This is a genomic window from Xenorhabdus thuongxuanensis (genome assembly GCF_001908095.1).
Taxonomy (GTDB): domain Bacteria; phylum Pseudomonadota; class Gammaproteobacteria; order Enterobacterales; family Enterobacteriaceae; genus Xenorhabdus; species Xenorhabdus thuongxuanensis.
Map to the genome: position 1 here is coordinate 1 of NZ_MKGR01000054.1, position 5,672 is coordinate 5,672.

Consider the following 5,672-nt stretch of genomic DNA (forward strand, 5'->3'; position numbering starts at 1 on the left):
CTCCAGAGAAGAAAGGCGCATGTTGCCCGTTTTTTCCACCATCCTAAAATTCGTTATGCGGCATGATATAAATATAGGTATTTAAACACCGTATTAATATTACCAGCTTCGCTTCGACTGAATTATTAAAGAAAGATTCCAACCCAGGGAAAACAAAATATACGCTAGGTGGTGTTGCCCGAAATATGGCGCATAACATTGCCGCGTTAAAGAATGACAGCTATTTAATTTCTGTTTTTGGTGATGATTCATACGGAAAAAGATTGTTTAGAGAAACCCGGTTAGCAGGTGTTGATCTTAGCCATTCTCATAAACTCAATGATGAAAGAACTTCGATTTATCATTCAATAGTTGATAGTCATGGTGAACCGTATACCTCCGTGAGTGATATGGATATTTTGAAAAAACTCACGCCTGAGTTGCTAAATAAATCTAAAGTTCTCATTGAGCGAGCAGGCATACTGAGTATTGATTGCAATTTGAGAGAGGATGCTCTGGAATGGTTATTTAAAAACTCAGGTAATGTGCCCATATTTGTTAATCCTGTCTCGTCATATAAGGCGGGTATAGTACGTAACTGGCTATCATATATTCATACTATCAGACCCAATCGGCTGGAAGCAGAAAAAATCAGTGGTATTAAAATTAACTCAATAAAAGAGGCTAAGTTGGTCACATCATGGTTTCATGAACAAGGAGTACAACGGGTAGTTTTAAGTATGGGCGCTGACGGTGTTTACTACAGTGAGTTAGATTATATATCTGGTCACTCTCCGGCATTTCCTGTTGATATTGTCAATAACACAGGTTCCGGTGATGCAATGATGGCGGGATTAGTTCATTGCGCGTTAGCAGGTATGGATTTTAAGGAAAGTGTATATTTTGCCCAGCGCTGTGCTGCGCTTGTCCTGTCTACGGAATTAACACACTCACTAACCCTGTCTCCATTTGCTGTTGATAAGTTACTGCTATTAGATCCAATAACAATGATGAATAACCAATAAATATCATAAAAATAAAAAATTATAATGTTAGTATTGTGGCTAGAGCCGGGCTGGGCCCGGCATTTTTTCAATGTCCATTCATGTCAATGTTTATATTCGGTTGAATTAAATTCAATCGTAATGCGAAAGGAATGGGGAGTGAGCTTAAAACTGGCAAACAAGTCCGGTATGGACACAATTTTGTAGGTAATTATCCCAAAAACCTTGAGGATAACGTACTAAATCGCTGTCTAAGACCGTTGGTTTTTTCCAGCTAAAATGATCGAATCCTGCTTTTTTAAGCGCTTTTTCATAGCTCTCACGATTCCAACGATAAAACGTGAAAGGGCTTGGGGGGGTTGACAGAAATTCTGCCTGGTGACGGAAGCCATTTTTCCACGGCTCTTCGCTCAAAATCTTAAAACCATAATTCTCACAGTTTCCGCTTTCTAACCGATAATCAGGTGATGCCATATAAGCAATTAATTTGCCAGAAGGTTTTAAATGCTCAGCGGCTGCTTGGAACATCGTTTCCAGTTCTTCTGTGGATTCAGCATAGTGGAATAAAAAAGCGGCGATAACGATATCAAATTTTTCATCTAATTTCATTTCACATACATTTTGTACATGGAACTCAATATCATCACCATACAGTTTTGACTTGATTTTAGCGAGTTCAATCATTTTTTCAGAGATATCGATGCCAACCACTTTTGAAGCCCCGCGGTGGTGCAATTCCCGCCCAAAATAACCATACCCGCAAGCTAGATCCAGAACTGATTTTCCTTGTATCTCACCGACCATGTTGAGTATATCCCGAAGTTCAGACTGTCGCTGGGCTACCGTATTGGAAAACTGTTCGTAATATTCTCCAATTGAATCATAGCTTGCTTGTTCTTCCATTATTATGGCTCCTGATAAAATAGAATAAGGGTACTATTTTATAAAGATAAAGTATCATGAAATAATTAGGTATAATTATTTTTGTAATATGATTAATTTTACACGATAAATAATCTGTTTGAATTAAATCAAGAATAATCAGATGTTGCTATATTCAAGAGCATTACCCAGTTTTAAGCAGAGAACTCCTAACTATCCAGTTAAGTCGCTGTCAAGGAGCATTTCCCCGAACAGGCTCAAATGGAGTTAGCTGGCGAGAAAATGTAATATCTATATTTTGTGCCACCGTGAACTATTTGGCACACTGGATATGTTTAGCTAACCTGAACTTCGCTTAAGAAAGGAAAGACAAAAGGGAACTAAGTGCCTGAGGCACGATCAAAGTTTTTGCTGAGAAAACAAAATCGTGGGGATCCTCAGGCTATGACTACTTTAGAAGAACTTTTCTGTTGCGTCGATGACTTTTGCCAAAAATTTATTCCCCTTTGGGAACAACAGCTCATTGAGAATAATCAGCTCAAGCGTCATCGCGCCACTTCCCTGTCTCTCAGCGAAATAATGACTCTCCTCATTTTATTTCACATGAGCCATTATCGTCATTTTAAAGCGTTTTATACTGAGTATGTGCAGCAATACCTCAAAGCAGATTTCCCCAGCCTGGTGAGCTACAATCGAATAATAACATTGAAGAAAAGAGCCCTTATTCCGTTATGCGCTTTCCTTTCTTCACGCCAACAAAAATCACACGGCATTGCCTTTATCGATTCCACTAAAATCGCGGTTTGCCATAACCTACGTATTTCTCGTCATAAAGTTTTTGAGGGGGTCGCGCAGCGAGGAAAAACCCGCACAGGGTAATGAAATGGACACCTCCCCAAATCGGCTCCAGTGAGCCATGCTGAATACATCAGCAAAATATGAAGAGGTGTCCCATGGAACAAATTATCGGAATTGATCTGGCAAAGCGAGTTTTTCAATTAAATATCGTGTCTTCTTCCGGAAAATTCATTCAGAACAAAATGGTGTCTCGTGACAAGCTCACCGCTTTCATTGCTCAACAGCCACCCTCAAGAATTGTCATGGAAGCCTGTGGCAGCGCCAATTACTGGAGCCGCCAGTTCAAACAGCTTGGACATGAAGTCAAACAAATCAGTCCTCAATATGTCACGCCTTTTCGAATGGGCAGCAAGAACGATAAAAACGATGCGATTGCTATTGTGGAAGCTGACAGTCGTCCGGGCATGCGGTATGTGCCGGAAAAAACGGTAGAACAACAGGATATTCAATGTCTACACAGGGTTCGTCAGCGTGATGCCGCGCGCGATAAATTTCACCTATCCGCGCGATAAATGAAGAGCTAATCGCGTTTCATCTATTGAAAATTTTTTACACAATCAGTGTAGCGTAGCAGCCAATTTAGCAATATATTCTGCATTCTTTTGTGTGGGGTTAATTCCTCCATAATGCACAGTGCAGAATAAAACGCCTAATTAAAATAGGTCATCATTATTGGCGGTTTTGCCACTAATTCTATCCTCAAAAATCGAGTTACAATTTGCGGCCATTAATGCATTTCGTTGCAGATCACTGTTTTGGTCTGTTGTTGATACACGGATATAGCCAATTTTCGCCATTATTAATACCTCATTTAGTCCATGAATTAATGAGCTTATCACCACTTTAAAAATGACGAATTGATATCCGTAAAACCTCGGTTTATCGGACGCTGTATATAGAACCATCGGCAACGGGCGTAACCAGATCCCCGACATGTCGTTTTTTGAGTCCAGGCAAACCAAATCAGGATATCAAAAACTGCCCAGCGGCGTGATTATTCAATGGGGACAGGCAATTGGACAGCATCCCAGTAGCCCATCTGATGGATGGTCGCAGGTATCAGGAACCATTCAGTTCGCAATTCCGTTTACAAACCAATGTGTTGCGGTGACCTGTTCGCTCGTTGATGGTGGGTCAGATAATCAATGGGTTGCAATTGCGCAGACAGTATTAACCGATCGATACAGTGCAGGGTTATTGATCCACACAAAATATATACCGCCGCGTGCACCGACATTATCGTATATCGCAATAGGATATTAATATGAGTGATAATCAATTTTTCTTTAGTCCATCAACACTCGGTTTTTACCCGATCACATTGCTCGCAGATTATAAAGCGGCGGGCACATTGCCTGATGACCTGGTTGAAGTGGCAGATGAGGTGTTTTCAGAATTTAGCCAATCCAAGTTAGGGGCGTTACGCGGAGCTGATAGTCATGGAATGCCATGCTGGGTTGATATCCCCCCGCCACCCCCGCCAACACCTGAGCAATTGCTGCAACAGGCGGAATACCAAAAACAGCAATTGTTGGATACAGCCAGAGCCAAAATTGATATTTATCAGGACGCGATTGATTTAGATATGGCCACCGATGCCGAAAAATCCGCATTAACCGCCTGGCGTAAATACCGCGTTCTGCTCAATCGGGTGGATTGCTCTACCGCGCCCGATATCTCATGGCCGGAACAGCCGAAATGAATAGCGGGGCATTGTGCCCCTGATTGTTATTCTGGTGCTTTAGGCCAGTCAATGTTGGGCGCTGTCGAACAGTCTACACGGTTCAATAACACCATATATTTTTTCCATCCTGTCAACGCTACCCGTTCGTTATCTGTTTCCATTTGTAAATCCACAGCATACTGTAGGGGGGCAATTTTTCCACTGGCGCGAGACATCAAGGCGCGTTTTTCCATTTCTGCCCACTGTTGCAATTGTTGAGGTGTTGGCGGCGGGTTTGCAATTGCCAGCGCCTCAGCCTCTGCGATCGGGGTCAGGCCAGAATCCATTGCAGAATTGTCAACCCAATCCTCGTAGGCGTAAATTTGTTGCGTTTTTTTATTAATATAATATTTCATACTGCCCCCGTTAACTGAGTTCATACCAGCGTAAATTCCCGCTGGTGATGTCATGGTTGGTGTACATTGACAGGGAATAGCTCGCGCCGGGGGGAATAACCCCCGTAACGAACGCGCGGGATTCAATAGTCCCCTCGTGGGCGCTCATTGACGTACCGGAATACACAATATCCCGCCCATTAATGTTCAACGCCATTAGCGCGTACCAATCGCGGATAACGAGTTCCTGATACGTCACTGATATGCATATCGGCCTGTCGGTATTGTTTTTATACGCAACAGATGGCCGTCTGTTGTCTGTCACATCCCGCCATTGTTGATTTATTCCCAGGCTGGCGTGGCGGTTGATTGCCTCGGTGACTGATTTCTGGCTCATCACGGTTTTTGGTGATGACCCGGTGTGGGATGCAATGTCGCCCATATCCAGCAATTTGTTCTCATTAAACGTGGCGTATTCGTTAATTTGCAGTTTCGCATTCGTTTTATCGTTGTGAATTGTGAACGTTTTTGTGTCCCGTGAACCGAATCCGATGAACGCGTCCCTGTTATTCCCTGAACCAAACTCGACAAAAATGTCTGAATTGCGTTCGGGGGCGTTCAGGCGGAGCACGCCATGCGACGCGTTGATATCAACGTGACCTGTGATTGTTCCGCCTGTTTTGGGATAGGCATTTTCCGCCCGTTTCACCGCATCCGCTAAACCGAGGTTTTTCACAAACGCCGGTTTATCCAGAATATCCGCGCCGTTCTTGTTTTTCTCCAGACGAGTATTAGGGTCTGTTGATGTTTTAAGGTCATAATTCATTCAGCCCACATGGGCAACCAGACAATGATAAACGCCAGAGCCAACATACTGGCGTAATTCCGTTC

6 protein-coding genes and 3 pseudogenes are annotated in these 5,672 nt (G+C 42.9%); 5 read left to right on the top strand and 4 right to left on the bottom strand.

What is annotated here, in order from left to right; all coding sequences use genetic code 11:
- Nucleotides 1-98 precede the first annotated feature (98 nt).
- Nucleotides 99-1,004 (top strand): PfkB family carbohydrate kinase, encoded by a 906-nt coding sequence (locus Xentx_RS20260; protein WP_279625120.1) that lies wholly within the window; start codon nucleotides 99-101, stop codon nucleotides 1,002-1,004.
- Nucleotides 1,005-1,148: 144 nt separating this feature from the next.
- Here the strand turns inward: Xentx_RS20260 and Xentx_RS20255 are convergent, their stop codons facing one another.
- Nucleotides 1,149-1,886 carry a class I SAM-dependent DNA methyltransferase gene (locus Xentx_RS20255; protein WP_074021747.1) on the bottom strand — a complete coding sequence of 246 codons (738 nt, stop codon included), beginning with the start codon at nucleotides 1,884-1,886 and terminating at the stop codon, nucleotides 1,149-1,151.
- 423 nt (nucleotides 1,887-2,309) lie between these two features.
- Here Xentx_RS20255 and Xentx_RS20250 point away from each other — a divergent pair.
- Nucleotides 2,310-2,741, top strand: a pseudogene (locus Xentx_RS20250) (transposase); the annotation flags it as partial.
- Nucleotides 2,742-2,818: 77 nt separating this feature from the next.
- A pseudogene (locus Xentx_RS20245) lies at nucleotides 2,819-3,196 on the top strand (IS110 family transposase); the annotation flags it as partial.
- Nucleotides 3,197-3,382: 186 nt separating this feature from the next.
- Here Xentx_RS20245 and Xentx_RS20240 read toward each other — a convergent pair.
- A pseudogene (locus tag Xentx_RS20240) lies at nucleotides 3,383-3,520 on the bottom strand (recombinase family protein); the annotation flags it as partial.
- Nucleotides 3,521-3,656: 136 nt separating this feature from the next.
- On the opposite strand from Xentx_RS20240, the gene Xentx_RS20235 reads away from it, so the two are divergent.
- The gene (locus Xentx_RS20235; RefSeq protein WP_074021746.1) at nucleotides 3,657-3,986 is read left to right on the top strand and encodes a gp53-like domain-containing protein; all 330 of its coding nucleotides are present in this window, start codon (nucleotides 3,657-3,659) and stop codon (nucleotides 3,984-3,986) included.
- 1 nt (nucleotide 3,987) lies between these two features.
- A complete protein-coding gene (locus Xentx_RS20230; RefSeq protein ID WP_074021745.1) occupies nucleotides 3,988-4,425 on the top strand; it encodes a tail fiber assembly protein in 438 nt (145 codons plus the stop codon).
- 26 nt (nucleotides 4,426-4,451) lie between these two features.
- Here Xentx_RS20230 and Xentx_RS20225 read toward each other — a convergent pair whose 3' ends face one another.
- Nucleotides 4,452-4,802 carry a tail fiber assembly protein gene (locus Xentx_RS20225; protein WP_074021744.1) on the bottom strand — a complete coding sequence of 117 codons (351 nt, stop codon included), beginning with the start codon at nucleotides 4,800-4,802 and terminating at the stop codon, nucleotides 4,452-4,454.
- A gap of 10 nt (nucleotides 4,803-4,812) precedes the next feature.
- Complete coding sequence (locus Xentx_RS20220) at nucleotides 4,813-5,607, bottom strand: hypothetical protein (RefSeq protein WP_074021743.1); 795 nt, start codon at nucleotides 5,605-5,607, stop codon at nucleotides 4,813-4,815.
- Nucleotides 5,608-5,672 lie beyond the last annotated feature (65 nt).